General features: G+C 60.9%; 13 protein-coding genes, 4 tRNA genes and 1 riboswitch. Of the genes, 16 read left to right on the top strand and 1 reads right to left on the bottom strand.

All coding sequences use genetic code 11. The annotated features are described in order from the left end of the window. The first annotated feature begins 178 nt into the window (after positions 1-178). From ACSAMW_RS06985 to astE, 7 genes are all read left to right on the top strand, one after another. A complete protein-coding gene (locus ACSAMW_RS06985; protein ID WP_500593292.1) occupies positions 179-1,399 on the top strand; it encodes an aspartate aminotransferase family protein in 1,221 nt (406 codons plus the stop codon). A gap of 64 nt (positions 1,400-1,463) precedes the next feature. Then, complete coding sequence (aruF, locus tag ACSAMW_RS06980; RefSeq protein WP_500593291.1) at positions 1,464-2,480, top strand: arginine/ornithine succinyltransferase subunit alpha; 1,017 nt, start codon at positions 1,464-1,466, stop codon at positions 2,478-2,480. An 81-nt stretch (positions 2,481-2,561) separates the two neighbouring features. Then, on the top strand, positions 2,562-3,596 hold the full coding sequence (gene astA / locus ACSAMW_RS06975; protein ID WP_500593290.1) for an arginine N-succinyltransferase: 1,035 nt from the start codon (positions 2,562-2,564) through the stop codon (positions 3,594-3,596). Beyond that, positions 3,593-5,053 (top strand): succinylglutamate-semialdehyde dehydrogenase, encoded by a 1,461-nt coding sequence (astD, locus tag ACSAMW_RS06970; RefSeq protein ID WP_500593289.1) that lies wholly within the window; start codon positions 3,593-3,595, stop codon positions 5,051-5,053. The genes astA and astD overlap by 4 nt, the downstream gene beginning before the upstream one ends. Before the next feature lie 31 nt (positions 5,054-5,084). Continuing rightward, a complete protein-coding gene (gene astB, locus ACSAMW_RS06965; protein WP_500593288.1) occupies positions 5,085-6,431 on the top strand; it encodes an N-succinylarginine dihydrolase in 1,347 nt (448 codons plus the stop codon). A 15-nt stretch (positions 6,432-6,446) separates the two neighbouring features. Beyond that, a complete protein-coding gene (locus tag ACSAMW_RS06960; protein ID WP_500593287.1) occupies positions 6,447-6,743 on the top strand; it encodes a topoisomerase II in 297 nt (98 codons plus the stop codon). Between the two features lie 21 nt (positions 6,744-6,764). Then, positions 6,765-7,772, top strand: coding sequence for a succinylglutamate desuccinylase (gene astE / locus ACSAMW_RS06955; protein WP_500593286.1), 1,008 nt, complete (start codon positions 6,765-6,767; stop codon positions 7,770-7,772). A 643-nt stretch (positions 7,773-8,415) separates the two neighbouring features. Here astE and ACSAMW_RS06950 read toward each other — a convergent pair. Next, on the bottom strand, positions 8,416-8,886 hold the full coding sequence (locus ACSAMW_RS06950; RefSeq protein ID WP_500593285.1) for a 6,7-dimethyl-8-ribityllumazine synthase: 471 nt from the start codon (positions 8,884-8,886) through the stop codon (positions 8,416-8,418). Between the two features lie 79 nt (positions 8,887-8,965). Beyond that, positions 8,966-9,151: riboswitch (FMN riboswitch) on the bottom strand. Between the two features lie 123 nt (positions 9,152-9,274). Between ACSAMW_RS06950 and ltaE the strand changes: the two genes are divergently transcribed. The 9 genes from ltaE (at position 9,275) to mgtE (ending at position 17,453) form a co-directional block, all read left to right on the top strand. Further along, a complete protein-coding gene (gene ltaE / locus ACSAMW_RS06945; protein WP_500593284.1) occupies positions 9,275-10,300 on the top strand; it encodes a low-specificity L-threonine aldolase in 1,026 nt (341 codons plus the stop codon). A gap of 118 nt (positions 10,301-10,418) precedes the next feature. After that, complete coding sequence (alaS, locus tag ACSAMW_RS06940) at positions 10,419-13,043, top strand: alanine--tRNA ligase (protein ID WP_500593283.1); 2,625 nt, start codon at positions 10,419-10,421, stop codon at positions 13,041-13,043. Positions 13,044-13,131: 88 nt separating this feature from the next. After that, positions 13,132-14,367, top strand: a complete 1,236-nt coding sequence (locus ACSAMW_RS06935) for an aspartate kinase (RefSeq protein WP_500593282.1) — start codon at positions 13,132-13,134, stop codon at positions 14,365-14,367. A 145-nt stretch (positions 14,368-14,512) separates the two neighbouring features. Continuing rightward, entirely contained in the window at positions 14,513-14,701 is a 189-nt protein-coding gene (gene csrA / locus ACSAMW_RS06930; protein WP_500593281.1) for a carbon storage regulator CsrA, read from the top strand. A 61-nt stretch (positions 14,702-14,762) separates the two neighbouring features. After that, a tRNA-Ser gene (locus tag ACSAMW_RS06925) sits at positions 14,763-14,853 on the top strand. A gap of 47 nt (positions 14,854-14,900) precedes the next feature. Continuing rightward, positions 14,901-14,977: transfer RNA gene (locus ACSAMW_RS06920), tRNA-Arg, on the top strand. 72 nt (positions 14,978-15,049) lie between these two features. Next, positions 15,050-15,126, top strand: a tRNA-Arg gene (locus ACSAMW_RS06915). Between the two features lie 73 nt (positions 15,127-15,199). Next, positions 15,200-15,276: transfer RNA gene (locus tag ACSAMW_RS06910), tRNA-Arg, on the top strand. A gap of 734 nt (positions 15,277-16,010) precedes the next feature. After that, entirely contained in the window at positions 16,011-17,453 is a 1,443-nt protein-coding gene (mgtE, locus tag ACSAMW_RS06905) for a magnesium transporter (RefSeq protein WP_500593280.1), read from the top strand. The last annotated feature ends 88 nt before the right edge of the window (positions 17,454-17,541 follow it).

Genomic DNA, 17,541 nt, shown 5'->3' with positions numbered 1-17,541 from the left:
CCCCCGGCCCTTTAGACTGCGCCTTTGTGACGCTATATGTCGCATTGCTGAAAACCCCTTGATTAAGGGGTATGCAGCTGTAACAAGTTGTCGCATGGCGACAAGGCCAGGCCTCGGCCACTCCTTACAATCCCCCAACGCTGGCCACTCTCGGCCTGCTTCGCTTCAGGAGACACTGATGTCCGCTGATCACGCTCAGGTGCAACGCACCGATTTCGACCAGGTGATGGTCCCTAACTATGCGCCGGCAGGCTTCATTCCTGTGCGCGGGGATGGGTCGCGCGTCTGGGATCAGGCAGGCCGAGAGCTGATCGATTTTTCAGGCGGCATCGCCGTGAACGTGCTGGGCCATGCGCACCCGGCGCTGGTCGGTGCACTCACCGAGCAGGCTGCCAAGCTGTGGCATGTCTCCAACGTATTCACTAACGAGCCGGCACTGCGCCTGGCTACCAAGTTGGTAGCCGCGACCTTCGCCGACCGTGTGTTCTTCTGCAATTCCGGCGCCGAAGCCAATGAAGCTTGTTTCAAGCTGGCGCGCCGAGTGGCCCATGATCGGTTCGGCCCTGAAAAGTACGAGATCATCGCCGCCGTCAACAGCTTCCATGGCCGCACCCTGTTCACCGTCAGCGTAGGGGGCCAGCCCAAGTATTCTGACGGCTTCGGGCCCAAGATCGAAGGCATTACCCATGTGCCCTACAACGACCTGGACGCACTGAAGGCTGCCATTTCGGACAAGACCTGCGCAGTGGTGCTGGAGCCCATTCAGGGCGAAGGCGGCGTGTTACCAGCCGACAAAGCTTACCTGGAAGGCGCCCGCGCCCTGTGCGACCAGCACAACGCCCTGCTGGTGTTCGACGAAGTGCAGAGCGGTATGGGCCGGAGCGGGAAACTGTTCGCCTATATGCAATACGGTGTGACGCCCGACGTACTGTCCAGTGCCAAGAGCTTGGGTGGCGGTTTCCCCATTGGCGCCATGCTGACCACCCACGAGCTGGCCAAGCACTTGAGCGTTGGCGTGCACGGCACCACGTACGGGGGCAACCCGCTGGCCTGTGCGGTGGCCGAGGCTGTGGTGGACGTGATCAATACGCCGCAGGTGCTTGAAGGCGTTCAAGTGCGCCACGAGCACTTTGCCACGCGGCTGCGTGCCATAGGCGAGCAGTACGGCGTGTTCAGCGAGGTGCGTGGCATGGGCCTGTTGATCGGCTGCGTGCTGAGCGAGCCTTGGAAGGGCAAGGCAAAGGACTTCTTCAACGCCGCCGAGCGCCAGAACCTCATGATTCTTCAGGCTGGCCCGGATGTGGTGCGTTTCGCCCCAAGCCTGGTAGTGGCGCTGGAGGACATCAACGAAGGTCTCGATCGCTTCGAGCGGGCCGTCGCTGAATTGTGCAAGGCCTGATCCCTCGGGGTTGACCGGCGAGGCTATGGCCTCGCCTTATTTATTCTATTCAAGGAGTGGCACCATGCTCGTGATGCGCCCTGCGCAAATGGCCGACCTGGACGAGGTACAACGGCTTGCCGCGGACAGCCCGATCGGTGTCACTTCGTTGCCAGATGACCTGGAGCGCCTGCGCGACAAGATCGTGGCGTCCGAAGCCTCCTTTGCCGCCGAGGTCAGCTTCAATGGCGAAGAGAGCTATTTCTTTGTGCTGGAAGACACTGCCCGCAGCTGCCTGGTGGGGTGCTCCGCAATCGTAGCGTCCGCTGGGTATTCCGAGCCGTTTTACAGTTTCCGCAACGAAACCTTTGTACATGCCTCCCGCGAGCTGAAGATACACAACAAGATCCATGTGCTCAGCCAGTGCCACGACCTGACCGGTAACAGCCTGCTCACCAGCTTCTATGTGATTCCCGAACTGGTGGCTACCCCTTGGGCAGAACTCAACTCCAGGGCGCGGCTGCTGTTCATGGCCAATCACCCGGAGCGGTTTGCCGAGTCTGTGGTCACGGAAATCGTAGGCTACAGCGACGAGCACGGGGACTCACCATTCTGGGATGCCATTGGGCGTAATTTCTTCGATATCAACTACGCCGCTGCCGAACGGTTGTGCGGGCTCAAAAGCCGCACGTTCCTGGCTGAACTGATGCCCCATTACCCTATTTACGTTCCTCTGCTGCCAGACGCAGCCCAGGAGGCCATGGGGCAGGTGCACCCTCGGGCACAGATCACCTTCGACATCCTGATGCGCGAGGGTTTCGAGACCGAGCACTACATCGACATTTTCGACGGGGGGCCCACTTTGCATGCCCGGGTGTCGAACATCAGGTCCATTGCCAGTAGCCGTATGGTGCCCGTGCGCATCGACGAAGCCGCTTCGGGCGGGCGCCCGTACCTGATTGCCAACGGCCAGTTGCAGGACTATCGCGCTGCCTTGCTGGAGCTGGACTGGGCGCCTGGCAAGCCCGTGAGCCTGCCACAGGCCGTGGCTGATCGTCTGGGGGTGGGCGAGGATGCAAGCGTGCGAGTGGTCGCCGTTTAGGGCACGTGTCGGCCCGGCGGGTAACGCCGGGTACAGGATTGCGGAACGCGGCGCCATGAGGCAGCCGCCCGAGGAGATAGCATGATTGTTCGTCCCGTACGCAGCAGCGACCTGAGCGCGCTGATCGACCTGGCACGCGGCACGGGCCCCGGCCTGACCACATTGCCGGCCAATGAGGAACGCCTGGCCCAGCGTGTCGCGTGGGCGGAAAAAACGTTCCGTGGCGAGGCGGAGCGGGGTGATACCGATTACCTGTTCGTGCTTGAAACCGACGACGGCACCGTAGTCGGCACCTCCGCCATTGCAGGCGCTGTAGGCCAGCGCGAGCCCTGGTATAACTACCGGGTGGGCCTGACCGTCAGTGCGTCAAAAGAGCTGAATATCTACCGGGAAGTCCCCACCCTGTTTCTGGCTAACGACCTGACCGGCAATTCCGAACTGTGCTCGCTGTTCCTGCGCGAGGACATGCGTACCGGCTTGCACGGGCGCCTGCTGGCCAAGGCGCGCCTGCTGTTCATGGCAGAGTTCACAGGGCTGTTCGGTGCCAAAGTAATTGCAGAGCTGAGGGGTATTTCGGACGCGGCCGGTAAGTCGCCGTTCTGGGAAAGCCTGGGGCGGTACTTCTTCAAGATGGAGTTCAGCCAGGCCGACTACCTCACCGGGGTCGGCAACCGGGCGTTCATTGCCGAGCTGATGCCCAAGTTTCCGCTGTACAGCTGTTTCCTGTCCGAAGCGGCCAGGGACGTGATCGGCAAGGTTCATCCCGATACCGAGCCGGCGCTGGCCATGCTGCGAGGCGAGGGCTTCAACTATCAGGGTTACGTGGACATTTTCGATGCCGGCCCAGCCGTGGAGTGCGAAGCCACGAAAATCCGCGCTGTCCAAGACAGCAAGGCGCTGGTACTGGCGGTGGGCACCCCAGGCGATGACGCGCCGGTCTATCTCATTCACAACCGTGAGCTCGAGCACTGCCGCATTACCGCCGCGCCAGCGCGGCTGGCGGCGGGCACCCTGGTGGTCGATCCGCTCACCGCGCGCCGGTTGCGCCTGCATGCAGGCGACCAGGTGCGCGCCGTATCGTTGTCACCTGCTACGGTCCCGGAGGCCCGGCCATGAATACGTTGTTTATCGAGGGGCAATGGCTTGACGGCGAAGGCGATACTTTCCAATCCTTGGACCCTGTAGGCCAGCGCGTGCTCTGGCAAGGCCAGGCGGCGTCGGCCGGCCAGGTGACGCAGGCCGTTGCTGCCGCGCGCCGTGCATTCCCGGCCTGGGCGCTGCTATCGCTGGACGCACGCGTGGGCTACTTGCAGGCGTTCGCTGAACAGTTGAAAGCCCGCGCTACTCAATTGGCCCATTGCATTGGCGAGGAAACAGGCAAGCCGCTGTGGGAAGCAACGACCGAAGTTACCAGCATGGTGAACAAAGTTGCCATCTCTGTTCAAGCCTACCAAGAACGCACGGGTGAAAAGCACAGCGTGCTGGGCGACGCCAATGCTGTGTTGCGTCACAAGCCCCACGGTGTAGTCGCAGTGTTCGGCCCCTATAACTTCCCAGGGCACCTGCCTAATGGCCATATCGTGCCAGCCCTGTTAGCGGGTAACACCGTGGTGTTCAAGCCCAGTGAGCTTACGCCAGCCGTGGCCGCGCTGACGGCAGAGTGCTGGGAGGCCGCCGGTTTGCCAGCGGGCGTGCTCAACCTGGTTCAGGGCGCGCGTGATACGGGTGTGGCGTTGGCCAACGCCGATATCGATGGGGTGTTTTTCACGGGGTCCAGCCGCACGGGTAATCATTTGCACATGCAGTTTGCTGGCCGCCCGGAAAAAATCCTCGCGCTGGAAATGGGCGGTAACAACCCCTTGGTGGTCGATGAGGTGGAAGACCTGGACGCTGCCGTCTACACCATCATTCAGTCCGCCTATATTTCTGCCGGCCAGCGTTGCACCTGTGCGCGTCGCTTGCTGGTGCCGGCGGGGCCATGGGGCGATCGCTTGCTGGCGCTGTTGGTGGAAGTGGCAGGCCGCATTGAAGTGGGCGCCTTCGATGCACAGCCAGCGCCCTTCATGGGCGCCGTGGTATCGCTGGCCGCTGCCCAGGCCTTGATGGCTGCACAAGCGGCATTGCTGAGCCAAGGTGCCACGCCCTTGTTGCCCATGACCCAGCCCGATACAACTGCAGCCTTGCTGACGCCCGGCCTGCTGGACGTGACTGCTGTGGCAGATCGGCCGGACGAAGAGCTCTTCGGGCCTTTGTTGCAAGTGGTGCGCTACCAGGGCTTTGAAGAGGCCATTGCGCACGCCAATAACACCCGCTATGGCTTGGCAGCAGGCCTGTTGTCCGATTCCGCCGAGCGCTACCAGCAGTTCTGGCTGCACAGCCGCGCCGGGATCGTGAACTGGAATAAACAGCTTACGGGCGCTGCCAGCAGTGCGCCTTTTGGCGGTGTCGGTGCGTCAGGTAACCACCGTGCCAGCGCTTACTATGCGGCGGACTACTGTGCGTTCCCCGTTGCCTCCCTTGAGGCAGAGCGCGTCAGCCTGCCATCGTCCCTGACCCCAGGCATCACCCTGTAACGCCATGACACACATGCTGGAGCCAAGCCAAATGAATGCGTTTGAAGTCAATTTTGACGGGCTGGTGGGGCCTACCCACAACTATGGCGGCTTGTCTTACGGCAACGTTGCTTCCCAGAGTAACAGCCAGGCGCAGTCCAACCCGCGCGAAGCGGCGCGCCAGGGCCTGGCCAAGATGAAAGCCCTGAGCGACATGGGGTTTGTGCAAGGGGTGCTGGCGCCCCAGGAGCGCCCGGACGTCGCGGGGCTGCGCCGCCTGGGGTTCAGCGGAAGCGATGCGGACGTGATAGCCGCGGCTGCCCACCAGGCCATGCCGCTTCTGGCGGCCAGCTGTTCAGCGTCCAGTATGTGGGTGGCCAATGCCGCCACCGTAAGCCCTAGCGCGGACACTGCCGATGGCCGGGTACACTTCACCGCCGCCAATCTCAACTGCAAATACCATCGCAGTATCGAGCACCCCACCACTAGCCGAGTGCTGGCGGCCATGTTCGCCAACCCGCAGCATTTCGCCCATCACGCGGCCTTGCCGGCGGTGGCACAGTTCGGTGATGAGGGTGCAGCGAACCATACGCGCTTCTGCCAGGGCTATGGCAAGCCAGGTGTGGAGTTCTTTGTTTACGGCCGCGCGGCGTTCGATAGCCGGCGTCCGGCACCACAGCGGTACCCGGCTCGGCAGACCCTCGAAGCGTCCCAGGCTGTGGCGCGCCTGCACGGCTTGAGCGAAGAAGGTACGGTGTACGCACAGCAGAACCCAGCGGTGATTGACCAAGGCGTCTTCCATAACGATGTGATCGCGGTAGGCAATGGCGAGGTGCTGTTCCACCACCAGGATGCGTTTCTCGACAGCGATCAGGTGATGGCGGAGCTGGAAGCCAAGCTGGCCGGCCGCGGCGGCCGATTCCAGGCAATCATGGTGCCCCGTGACCAGGTGGCTGTCGAAGATGCCGTGCGCTCGTACCTGTTCAACAGCCAGTTGCTGACCCGGGCTGATGGGCGAATGCTGCTGATTGTGCCCGAGGAGTGCCGCGCTAACCCCCGTGTGTGGCAGTACCTGGAGGCGTTACTGGCTAGCGATGCGGCCATTGCCGAGGTGAAAGTATTCGACCTCAAGCAAAGCATGCAGAACGGGGGTGGGCCGGCCTGCCTGCGCCTGCGCGTGGCCCTCAGCGAACAGGAGCTGGGCGCGGTGAACCCAGGCGTGATCATGACAAACAGCTTGTATGAGCAGCTGACGGGGTGGGTAGATCGCCACTACCGGGATCGCCTGAGCGAAGCCGACCTGGCCGATCCTCAATTGCTGGTAGAGTGCCGTACCGCACTGGATGAACTGACCCGGCTGTTGCAGCTCGGCTCGGTTTACCCGTTCCAACTTAACTAACAGGAAAGCCTAACCATGTCAGATGCCCTCCGGCTGATTCTCGAAGACAACGACGGCACCCAATTGGAAACCTCCTGCACCCGCCTGGCCGTCATGTGGCAAGGTAAGGAGCTATGGATTCAAATCGGGGGCAACGACCAATTGCTCATTGGCGTGGATGTGGAAGACGGTGCCACTGAATACGCCAACCTGCTGCTACGCCCCATGGCCACCAACCTGGTGAGCCTGCAATTGGAAATGGAGCCGGCGGAGCAGGGCGAGGAGGGCGATGACGACGGCCATGTCCATGGCCCGGACTGCAGCCACCACTGACCCCTGCGAGGGAGCCTGCCTATGCTGTCGCTTGGCAAATTGCTGGAACTGACACTGGCTGACCGGGAGCCGACACAGAAAACCCAGATGACGGTCAACGGCACTTGCCTGCGCTGGCTAGGCCCTGGAGCGCTGGAGGTCCGCCCGGCCGAGGACCGTGACAGTAGCCTTGACCTGTTGCTGTCGGCAGGCATCCACGGCAACGAAACCGCGCCCATGGAGCTGTTGGACGAACTGATTCACGCCATCGCCCGGGACCAGCTCAGGCCTCGCGCCCGGGTACTGTTTTTGTTTGGCAACCCCGAGGCTATGCGCCGAGGTGAGCGCTATCTCGAGCAGGACATCAACCGCCTGTTCAATGGCCGCCATGAACAGTCCAGTGGCTTCGAGGCCCTGCGCGCCTGCGAGCTGGAGCGTCTGGCGGCGGGCTTTTTCAACAAGGAAGGGCGCCGCCGCCTGCACTACGATCTGCACACGGCCATCCGTGGCTCGCGTATCGAACAATTTGCGCTCTACCCTTGGCAGGAAGGCCGCGAGCACTCCCGTGACGAGCTGGTAACGCTTCGTGAGGCGGGTATGCAGGCTGTGCTGCTACAGCGCAAACGAGGCATCACCTTCAGCGCCTACACCTACGAAACCCTGGGGGCAGAGGCCTTCACCCTGGAGTTGGGCAAAGCGCGGCCATTCGGGCAGAACGCCAGTGTGAACCTTTCACGGCTGGACGCCTGCCTGCGTGGGCTGATCGAAGGGCGCAAGCCGGGCAGCGAAGCGGGAAGCCTGGAAGGGCTGTCGCTGTTTACGGTCTCTCGGGAAGTGATCAAGCACAGCGACGGGTTCAGCATGAACCTGCCCGCAGATGTGGAGAATTTTTCGGAACTGCCCGAGGGGTACGTGCTGGCTGAAGATCAAGGCGCCCGCTTTGTGATTGAAGAGCAGGGCGCACGTATCATTTTTCCCAACCCCAAGGTGCAGAACGGCTTGAGGGCCGGGCTTGTGATTGTGCCGTGCACTGACGCTTCAGGCCTGTAGGCGCCTGCAGCCGGCAGGTTCCCGGCCTCCGCCTTTGGCTGCGGCCAGTCCCACAGCAACCTGCAGGTATACACATATTGTGTGGGAGCTGGCGAAGCCTGCGAACTGGGCGAAGCGCTTTATGCCACAGGTTCCCGGCCTCCGCCTTCGGCTGCGGCCAGTCCCACAGCAACCTGCAGGTATACACATATTGTGTGGGAGCTGGCGAAGCCTGCGAACTGGGCGAAGCGCTTTATGCCCCAGGTTCCCGGCCTCCGCCTTTGGCTGCGGCCAGTCCCACACCAACCTGCAGGTATACACATATTGTGTGGGAGCTGGCGAAGCCTGCGAACTGGGCGAAGCGCTTTATGCCACAGGTTCCCGGCCTCCGCCTTTGGCTGCGGCCAGTCCCACAGCAACCTGCAGGTATACACATATTGTGTGGGAGCTGGCGAAGCTTGCGAACTGGGCGAAGCGCTTTATGCCACAGGTTCCCGGCCTCCGCCTTTGGCTGCGGCCAGTCCCACAGCAACCTGCAGGTATACACATATTGTGTGGGAGCTGGCGAAGCTTGCGAACTGGGCGAAGCGCTTTATGCCACAGGTTTCCGGCCTCCGCCTTCGGCTGCGGCCAGTCCCACAGCAACCAAGGCTGGCGCTTCCCCTTACTCGGCAACCATGCCGCGCAGGTCTCGCAGCTTGGTCAGGGTATCCACACACGCTCGGGCGGCTTCCTGGCCTTTTAGATGGAAGTGGCGGAAGAAGTAGTCATGGTGTTCCTTGCCTTCGTGGAAATGATGGGGCGTGAGCACGACCGAAAACACGGGCACTTCGGTGTCCAGTTGCACGCGCATCAGGCCGTCAATGACCGCCGGTGCGACGAAGTCGTGACGGTAGATCCCACCATCCACCACCAGGCCAGCGCCCACGATGCCGCCGTAGCGGCCAGACTTGGCCAGCAGTTTTGCATGCAAGGGAATTTCATAGGCCCCGGCGACTTCGAAGACATCTACCTGGCTGGCATCGACACCCAGCGCGGCCAGGCCTTCAAGAAAGCCCAGGCGGCTCTGGTCAACGATATCCTTGTGCCAACTGGCCTGGATGAACGCGATACGGGAAAAAGCAGTTGATTGCACGAAGTGACTCTCCTGTTCATGGTAATAAACAGGGCACGCGAGCGAAGGGACAGGCAGCCGCAAGGGCCGCCGGCAAACATCCCGTTCTCTCCTCATCCGGACTATAACCGTCGGCCCCGGAATCACACCGGGTCTGCTGACCTCGTATACACGAGCGCTCGCGGGCTAGGCTTAACAAGCATAAGGAGTGGCGAGTGGCGCCACCAACCTTTACCGTCAAGCCATTACCGCCGGTGGGGAATTGCACCCCGCCCTGAGAACGTTGCCGCATAAGGCGGCGCGGCATTTTTAACACGCTTGAATGTAGCAGGGGAATCTTTAGAGCCACCCGTGCTAGATTTTTTCGAAAGGTGCCTATAACCCTTGGTGCACCCACAAGGAGAGGCTGATGAGCCTGATCGACCTGCGTAGCGATACTGTCACCCGTCCAACCGCTGGCATGCTCCAGGCTATGGTCCGTGCCCAGACAGGCGATGATGTGTACGGCGAAGACCCTACTGTGGCCCATTTGCAGGCCCGGCTGGCTGAGGAACTGGGGTTCGAGGCCGGGCTGTTCGTGCCCAGTGGCACCATGAGTAACTTGCTGGGGTTGATGGCTCACTGCGAGCGGGGCGATGAGTACATCGTTGGGCAGCAGGCCCATACCTACAAGTACGAAGGCGGCGGAGCTGCCGTGCTGGGCTCCATTCAGCCGCAGCCCTTGGAGAACCAGGCCGACGGGTCACTGGACCTGGCCCAGGTGGCCGCCGCAATCAAACCCGATGATTTCCACTTTGCACGCACCCGCCTGCTGGCCCTGGAAAACACCATGCAAGGAAAGGTGCTGTCCCTCGACTACCTGGCCCAAGCCAGCGCCTTCTGCGCTGAGCACAACCTTGGCCATCATCTGGACGGGGCGCGTCTGTTCAATGCAGCGGTAAAGCAAGATGTTGCAGCAGGCGTGATCAGCCGCCATTTCGACTCCGTATCGGTGTGCCTGTCCAAAGGGCTGGGTGCGCCGGTAGGTTCAGTGCTATGCGGTAGCCGTGAGTTCATTGCCCGGGCAAACCGGCTACGTAAAATGGTAGGCGGCGGCATGCGCCAGGCGGGCATCCTGGCGGCGGCCGGCCTGTACGCCCTGGACCATCATGTGGCGCGCCTGGCAGACGATCACGCCAATGCCGAACGCCTGGCCGAAGGCCTGGTTGAGCTAGGCTATACCGTGGAACCCGTACACACGAACATGGTGTACGTGGACATTGGTTCGCGGGCAGCGCTGCTGCGTGACGTCGCCGCCGCCCATGGCGTGCGCCTGACGGCCAGCGCGCGCCTCAGGCTGGTGACGCATCTTGACGTGGACGCCAGCCAGATAGACAAGGTGATTGGCGTATTTGCCGCCTTCGCCCAGCAAAACCCTCGGGAATCGTCCAATTGATGGACTCAATCGTACAAACACACTGTACCCTGGCCGCTGGCCCGATATAATGCGGCCCTTTGCCGTCGTTTCGACGCCAAGCCGTGAGCCCCAGGCCGCCGTCTCCGTGGAAGAACCTATGAAAAGCGCAGAAATCCGTGAAGCCTTCCTCCGCTTCTTCGAACAGCAAGGCCACACCCGTGTTGCCTCAAGCTCTCTGATCCCCGCCAACGATCCCACCCTGCTGTTTACCAACGCAGGCATGAACCAGTTCAAGGACTGCTTTCTGGGGCAGGAAAAGCGCGCCTATACCCGTGCAGTGAGCAGCCAGAAGTGCGTACGTGCAGGCGGTAAGCACAACGACCTGGAAAACGTAGGCTACACCGCGCGTCACCATACCTTCTTCGAAATGCTGGGCAACTTCAGCTTCGGCGACTACTTCAAGCGCGATGCCATCACCTTCGCCTGGACCTTCCTTACCTCTGCGCAGTGGCTGAACCTGCCCAAGGAAAAACTCTGGGTAACGGTCTATGCCACCGACGATGAAGCCTATGACATCTGGACCCAGGAAATAGGCGTGCCTGCCGAGCGCATGGTACGCATCGGTGACAACAAGGGCGCACCCTACGCCTCGGACAACTTCTGGACCATGGGTGATACCGGCCCGTGCGGCCCCTGCACCGAGATCTTCTACGACCACGGTCCGGACATCTGGGGCGGCCCACCTGGCTCGCCCGAGGAAGACGGCGACCGTTACATCGAAATCTGGAACAACGTGTTCATGCAGTTCAACCGCACCGCCGATGGCGTGTTGCATCCGCTTCCAGCGCCCTCGGTGGACACCGGCATGGGCCTGGAGCGGGTGAGTGCGGTGCTGCAACACGTGCACTCCAACTATGAAATCGACCTGTTCCAGCACTTGCTGGAAGCGGCAGCGCAGGCTATCGGTTGCGCCAACGAGGCCCAGCCGTCCCTCAAGGTGGTGGCCGACCATATCCGCTCCTGCGGTTTCCTGATCGCTGACGGTGTACTCCCGTCCAACGAAGGCCGTGGCTACGTGCTGCGCCGTATCATCCGTCGTGCGTGCCGTCATGGGAACAAGCTGGGCGCCACGGGCGCCTTCTTCCACCGTATCGTGGCGGCGCTGGTCACTGAAATGGGCCAGGCCTTCCCCGAATTGGCCACCCAGCAGGCGCACATCGAGCGCGTGCTCAAAGGCGAGGAAGAGCAGTTTGCTAAAACCCTGGAGCAGGGCCTGAAGATCCTGGAGCAGGACCTGGCTGAGCTCAAGGGCGATGTGGTGCCGGGCAATGTCATCTTTAAACTGTACGATACCTATGGTTTCCCCATGGACCTCACCGGTGACATCGCCCGTGAGCGCAACCTCACCCTGGACGAAGCCGGCTTCGAGCGCGAAATGAGTGCCCAGCGCGAACGCGCTCGCTCGGCCAGTGCCTTTGGCCTGGATTACAACAGCCTGGTGAAGGTTGAGGAAGACACCCAGTTCCTGGGTTACACCACCCACGACGGCGAAGGCCGGGTGATCGGCCTGTACAAGGCGGGCCAGGCCGTGCAGGAACTGGCTGAAGGGGAGGAGGGTGTCGTCATCCTCAACCAGACGCCTTTCTATGCGGAATCCGGCGGCCAGGTGGGTGACCGAGGCACCTTGCAAGGTAGTAACAGCCGTTTCCAGGTCAGTGACACCACCAAATCCCGGGGCGCGTTCCTGCACCACGGCATCATCGCCCTGGGTAGCCTGAAAGTAGGGGAAACCGTGCAGGCCCAGGTCGAGGGCGACCTGCAGCAGGCGACGTCCCTGAACCACTCCGCCACGCACCTGCTGCATGCAGCCCTGCGCGAGATCCTGGGCGACCACGTGCAGCAGAAAGGCTCGTTGGTGGATAGCCAGCGCCTGCGCTTCGACTTCAGCCATTTCGAAGCAATAAAGCCCGAGCAGATTAAGGCGCTGGAGGATATCGTCAACCGCGAGATCCGTCGCAATACGCCTGTGCAGATCGAGGAAATGGACATCGAAAGTGCCAAGCAGAAGGGCGCCATGGCCCTGTTTGGCGAAAAATATGGTGACCGGGTACGCGTGCTCACCATGGGCGGGGACTTCTCGGTAGAGCTGTGCGGCGGTATTCATGCCAAGCGCACGGGCGATATCGCTGTGTTCAAGATCATCAGCGAAAGCGGCGTGGCCTCTGGCGTGCGGCGCATCGAAGCCGTGACCGGCGCAGCGGCGCTCAAGGCGCTGGACGCGGCTGAGGAGCAGGTCAAAGAGGCCGCTTCTCTGCTCAAGGCCAGCCGTGAGAATGTGCTGGACAAGCTTCAGGCCGTGATCGAACGCAACCGCCAGCTGGAAAAGCAGCTGGAGCAACTGCAAGCCAAGGCCGCCAGCGCAGCGGGTGACGACCTGCTGGCCAGCGCGGTGGACGTCAAGGGCGTGAAGGTGCTTGCTACGCGCCTGGACGGTGTAGACGGCAAAGGCTTGCTGGCGCTGGTAGATCAGTTGAAAAACAAGCTGGGCGAGGGCGTGATCCTGCTGGGCGGCGTGCACGAGGAAAAAGTAGTGCTGGTTGCCGGTGTGACCAAAACGTTGTCGGCCAGGCTCAAGGCAGGCGACCTGATGAAACAGGCCGCCGCTGCAGTGGGTGGCAAGGGGGGCGGTCGGCCGGACATGGCTCAGGGCGGCGGCGTGGATATCGCCGCTCTGGACCAGGCGTTGGCCTTGGCAGCCCCGTTCGCAGAACAGGGTGTGTAAACCCGATGAGCCGCCACGGCAGTGTGCCGTGGCGTGGGGTCACGGGACGTTTAATGGGTGCCCTGGTGGGGCGTGAGGCGGCGTTGAAATGGCTTTGATCGTACAAAAGTTTGGCGGCACGTCGGTGGGGTCCATCGAGCGCATCGAACAGGTGGCCGAAAAGGTCCGCAAATTCCGTGAGCAAGGCCACGATCTGGTCGTAGTGCTGTCGGCCATGAGCGGGGAAACCAACCGGTTGATCGAGCTGGCCAGGCAGATCTCCGATCAGCCTGAGCCACGCGAGCTTGACGTGGTGGTGTCTACCGGGGAGCAGGTCACTATTGGCCTGCTGGCCATGGCGTTGATCAAGCGGGGCGTGCCGGCGGTATCCTATACCGGCAACCAGGTGCGCATCCTTACAGACGATGCGTACAACAAGGCGCGGATTCTGCAGATCGACGACCAGCGCATTCGCCAGGACTTGAAAGCAGGGCGTGTGGTGGTGGTTGCCGGCTTCCAGGGCGTGGATGAGAAGGGCAACATCACAACGCTGGGCCGCGGGGGTTCCGACACCACTGGGGTAGCCCTTGCGGCGGCCCTCAAGGCTGATGAGTGCCAGATCTACACCGATGTGGACGGGGTGTACACCACGGACCCTCGAGTCGTAGCCCAGGCGCAACGGCTGGACAAGATCACGTTCGAGGAAATGCTCGAAATGGCGAGCCTTGGGTCCAAGGTGCTGCAGATCCGTGCCGTGGAATTCGCTGGAAAATACAACGTCCCGCTGCGCGTGCTGCACAGCTTCCAAGAGGGTCCCGGGACCCTGATCACCATCGACGAAGAGGAAACCATGGAACAGCCGATCATTTCCGGCATCGCCTTCAACCGCGACGAGGCCAAGCTGACCATCCGTGGCGTGCCCGATACCCCTGGCGTGGCGTTCAAGATCCTGGGCCCTGTCAGTGCTGCCAACATCGAAGTGGACATGATCGTGCAGAACGTTTCGCACGATAACACCACCGACTTTACTTTTACCGTGCACCGCAATGACTACCAGAAGGCCTTGGGCGTACTGCAGGCCACTGCCGCAGAGATCGGTGCGCGCGAAGTCGTAGGTGACACCCACATCGCAAAGGTTTCCATTGTAGGGGTGGGCATGCGGTCCCATGCAGGGGTTGCCAGCCAGATGTTCGAGGCGCTCGCCAAGGAAAGCATCAACATACAGATGATCTCCACTTCTGAAATCAAGGTGTCTGTGGTCATAGGCGAGAAATACCTGGAACTGGCAGTGCGCGCCTTGCACACAGCATTCGATCTGGATGCGTCTGCCCGCCAAGGCGAGTAAGCCATCAGGAAAAAGGGCGCGGCCATGGCCGCGCCCTTTTTTATTTTGCGGGCAGGCCCTTCAACACCTGTGCCGTGCTTGGCAAGCACAGGGCAATGCCCCTGTGACGCTTTTTTTCAAACTGTACTGCCCATAGGAGGCTTGCATGCTTATTCTTACTCGACGCTGTGCGGAAAGCCTGGTGATCGGTGAGGGTGAAATCACCATTACCGTGCTTGGCGTCAAAGGTAACCAGGTGCGCCTTGGCGTAGAAGCGCCCAAGGAAGTGACCGTTCACCGTGAAGAAATCTACCAGCGAATACACAAGGAGAAAGCCAAAGAACCAAGCCTTTAATTTTCTTCGTTTTTTTGTTTGCAAACCGAAAAGAACGTGGTTAATATACGCCCCGTGTTGCGGAGAGGTGGCCGAGTGGCCGAAGGCGCTCCCCTGCTAAGGGAGTACACCTCACAAGGGTGTCGGGGGTTCGAATCCCCCCTTCTCCGCCATTATTCAATGCGATTCGCCATAAGGCGGGTCGTCATGAAAAGTACATGCACTCATAGCTCAGCTGGATAGAGTACTCGGCTACGAACCGAGCGGTCGGAGGTTCGAATCCTCCTGAGTGCACCATTTCAGAAGCGCTGGCGCCATTGGTTCCAGCAGCGCTGAACCCAGGGGAGGCTGGGTCAACAACGCCAACTTGCACTCATAGCTCAGCTGGATAGAGTACTCGGCTACGAACCGAGCGGTCGGAGGTTCGAATCCTCCTGAGTGCACCATATCAGAAAGCGCTGGCGCCATCGGCTCCAGCAGCGCTGAATCCAGGGGAGACTGGATCAACAACGCCAACCTGCACTCATAGCTCAGCTGGATAGAGTACTCGGCTACGAACCGAGCGGTCGGAGGTTCGAATCCTCCTGAGTGCACCATCTTCGAAACCCGCATCCTCGGATGCGGGTTTTTTTTGCTTTAAATTAAGCGGTGTGTATTAGCGTTTGACGCTTTTCCATGGCGTGTACTTGGCTGGCTTGCGTTTTCGCGCTTTTGGGGCTGTTGCAGGCTTGGTCGCCTTCACCTGGGGTTCTGGTCGGGCAGGCGTGATAGCCGGCTGGCTTGGCTTGTGTGGCTTGGCACGTGTGGTTGGCTGTGGGGGCAACACACTTCCAGGCGGTGCGTTCCAGGCGCGATAAGGCTGGCCAGGTTGGCCGCCAGGGCAGGCACCCTGTGTGAACGTTGGCACGCCTTGCTCGTGTGCACAACGCTGTACGGTAACTTTGGCCTGTGCCTGTTGCACGACCAGCGCAAGCGTCAGCCAGCCGATGCCTGTACTCCGTATGCCCATTGTCGCCTCCCTGGCGCCTGTTTCTGATTGGCAACGTAAGCGTAGCGCGGTTTCGTAGGCTCGGCAGCGGCATGCGTTGCGGGATGCTTCGTCACATAAAGCTGATATAAACGTTTTCCGTCGCAGGCAAGCTTTTGTAAAGCCACAATTTAGTAACCAAAACGCTTGGCGAGCAGGTATCATTGCCGCCGTCTGCCCCGCCGGGGCATCGGAACTCCCTCCATGGACTTACCCAGTAGAACCTTACACACGCGTTTGGCCCCTATAGCCTTGTTCGATTGATCTCCCGGTGTGGTCCACTACTGGGAGTGGAGTACACCTATGTCTGAAGTCGAAGTCAAAAACCTGCAGGAAAGCCTGCAAGATCGCCTCGGTCAGGTTATCGACCTGCTGCACAAGCAGCGTGTCGTGGAAGACCTCACGCACCGTCAGGAAGGGCAGCACCAGGCCCTGGTCGAAAACCTCGTCCACCGGCAGAATGTGGTCGAGCTGCAGCGCAAGCTTGACGACCTCCACTCTGCAGACATCGCTTATATCCTGGAGGCACTGCCACTCGATGATCGCCTCACGGTCTGGCAGTTGGTCAAGGCCGAGCGCGATGGCGATATCCTTCTGGAAGTGTCGGACGCCGTAAGGGAAACCCTTATCGCCGACATGGAAGACCATGAGCTGCTGGCGGCCGCCAAGGAAATGGACGCCGATGAGTTGGCGGACCTGGCGCCGGAATTGCCCCGCGATGTGGTTCACGAGCTGATGGAAAGCCTTGACGCTCAGCAGCGTGAGCGAGTGCGTTCTGCCCTTAGCTACGAAGAAGACCAGGTCGGCGCCCTCATGGACTTCGAAATGGTGACTATCCGTGAGGATGTCACCCTTGAGGTGGTGCTGCGTTACCTGCGGCGGTTGCGTGAGCTGCCTGGCCATACCGACAAAGTTTTCGTTATCGACCAGGAAGGTGCCCTCAAGGGTGTGCTGCCTATCAAGCGCTTGCTGGTCAACGATCCAGACAGGCGTGTGTCCGAGGTAATGGCTGACGACCCGGTTACCTTCCATCCGGACGCGGACGCCTATGAGGCTGCCCAGGCATTCGAGCGCTACGACTTGGTATCAGCGCCTGTAGTGGACAAGAACCGGCGCCTGATCGGCCGGTTGACCATCGATGAAATGGTGGACCTTATCCGCGAGGAAAGCGAAAGCGAAGTGCTGAACATGGCAGGTTTGCGCGAGGAAGAAGACATCTTCGCGTCAGTCTGGCGTTCTCTTCGAAACCGCTGGTCATGGCTAGCAATCAACTTGATTACTGCATTTGTGGCATCGCGTGTCATTGGCCTGTTCGAAGGGTCCATAGAGCGCCTGGTGGCCCTTGCTGCATTGATGCCGATCGTAGCTGGGATTGGCGGCAACTCAGGGAACCAGACCATCACCATGATCGTGCGGGCCATGGCGCTCGACCAAGTAAGTACAGGCAATACCCGCCGGTTGCTGAAAAAGGAGCTGAGCGTAGCGGTATTGAATGGGTTGGTGTGGGGTGGGGTAATAGGGGTGGTGGCGTGGCTGCTGTACCACAGCTGGTCATTGGGCCTGGTGATGACGGCTGCCATGACCCTGAACCTGTTGCTGGCGGCTTTCATGGGTGTGATGATCCCCATGTCGTTGGCCAAGCTTGGCAAGGATCCGGCCATGGGGGCCAGTGTGATGATCACAGCCATGACAGACAGCGGCGGCTTCTTTATCTTCCTGGGCTTGGCAACCGTATTCCTGATGTAGGAGAGGGTCGGCGCAAGCATAAAAAAAGCCAGCGGTTAAGCTGGCTTTTTTGTGCACATCATGTGCAGCACCCTGTTGTGTGGCCCGG

The organism is Pseudomonas sp. AB39(2026) (assembly GCF_059831485.1).
The sequence above is the reverse complement of the archived record's forward strand: the minus strand, read 5'-3'. Positions and strand labels throughout refer to the sequence as shown.